At 72.6% G+C, this 1,849-nt stretch carries 1 protein-coding gene; it reads left to right on the plus strand.

Annotated features, from left to right (window positions below):
* The first annotated feature begins 119 nt into the window (after positions 1–119).
* Positions 120–1,718: a SulP family inorganic anion transporter gene (locus ACZ6JE_RS15030; RefSeq protein WP_464319454.1), complete on the plus strand. Its 1,599-nt coding sequence runs from the start codon at positions 120–122 to the stop codon at positions 1,716–1,718.
* The last annotated feature ends 131 nt before the right edge of the window (positions 1,719–1,849 follow it).

Here is a 1,849-nt window from a genome sequence, read left to right on the forward strand (position 1 = left end):
CCCGGCAGCCCCGCGAACGCGCACGGGCGAACGGACGCGCGGACGGCCCGCGCCCGTCGCCTAAAGTCGAACGCGCCGCATCGCGGCACCCCTCCCCCTTCTTCTCCCCAGGAGTCCTCGTGACCGCTCCCTCCCCCGCGCCCGTCGTGCGCCCGCACCGCGACGACACGGTGCTCGGCGTCCTGCGGTCACCGCGCCTCCTGACCCGGGAGGCGCTGGCCGGCATCGTCACCACGCTCGCCCTCGTGCCCGAGGTCATCTCGTTCTCGGTGATCGCCGGCGTCGACCCGATGGTCAGCCTGGTCGCCTCGATCGTGCTCGCCCTCGTCATGTCGCTGCTCGGCGGCCGCCCCGCCATGGTCACCGCCGCCGCGGGCTCGGTCGCGCTCGTCATCGCCCCGCTCGTCCGTGCGCACGGCGTCGAGTACGTGCTGCCGGCCGTGCTGCTCGCCGGCGTCATCCAGATCGCGTTCGGCACGGCGGGGCTCGCCCGGCTGATGCGGTTCATCCCGCGGTCGGTGATGATCGGCTTCGTCAACGCCCTCGGCATCCTCATCTTCATGGCCCAGGTGCCGCACCTGATCGACGTGCCGTGGATCGTCTACCCGCTGTTCGTGCTGACCATCGTGATCGTCGTGCTGCTGCCGCGCCTGACGAAGGCCGTTCCGGCGCCGCTCGTCGCCATCGTCGTCGTGACCGTGATCGTCGTCGCGGCCGGGCTCGACGTGACCACCGTCGGCGACGAGGGCGAGATGGGCGGCGGGCTGCCCGGGCTCACCCCCTGGCTCGTGCCGTTCTCGCTCGAGACGCTCGGCATCATCCTGCCGACCGCGCTCAGCGTCGCGTTCGTCGGCCTGATGGAGACCCTGCTGACCGCGAAGCTCGTCGACGACATCACCGAGACGCCTTCGCGCAAGGGCAAGGAGTCGTGGGCGCTCGGCGTCGCGAACATCGCCGCGGGCGCCTACGGCGGCATCGCCGGCTGCGCGATGATCGGCCAGACCGTCGTCAACGTCAAGATCGGCCGGGCCCGCACCCGGGTGTCGACGGTCGTCGCGGGGCTGTTCCTGCTGCTGCTCGTCACCGCCCTGAGCGAGGTGATGGCGCGCATCCCCATGGTCGCGCTGGCCGCCGTGATGATGATCGTCGCGATCTCGACGGTGGACTGGCACAGCGTCCGGCCGTCGACGCTGCGGCGCATGCCGATCCCCGAGACGCTCGTCATGGTCGTCACCGTGGCGGTCGTCGTCGCGACCGACAACCTGGCGCTCGGCGTCGCGGTCGGCGTGCTGCTTGCCATGGTGCTGTTCGCGCGGCGGATCGCGCACGTGATCCGGGTCGAGCGGACGGTCGAAGGAGGCGCGGCGAGCGCCGACGGCATCGGGCTCAGCAGTGCAGGGCCCGGCAACGCAGGGCCCGGCAGCGCGGGGCCCGGCAGCGCGGGGCCCGGGAGCGGGGCCTCGGTCCGTTACGACGTGATCGGACCGCTGTTCTTCGGCAGCAGCAACGACCTCGTCGAGCACTTCTCGTACGCCGACGATCCGGCACGGGTGACGATCGACCTGACCCGCGCCTCCGTCTGGGACGCCTCGAGCGTCGCCGCACTCGACGCCGTCGGCACGAAGTACGCCGCGCACGGGGTGGAGGTCGAGTTCGTCGGGCTCGACGACCGCAGCAGCGAGTTCCACGGGCGGCTGACGGGCCGGCTCGGGAGCTGAGCCTGGGCTGCGCGCGGGCTCGAGGGGCTGCGGCGGGCGGCGAGCGAGGTTCGGCGGGTTCGTGTCATCGGGGGCGGGTCAGCGCTGACCCGCCGCCGATGACGGGAACCCGCCGAACCGGCAGGAGGCGC

The organism is Frigoribacterium sp. AC759, assembly GCF_979256015.1.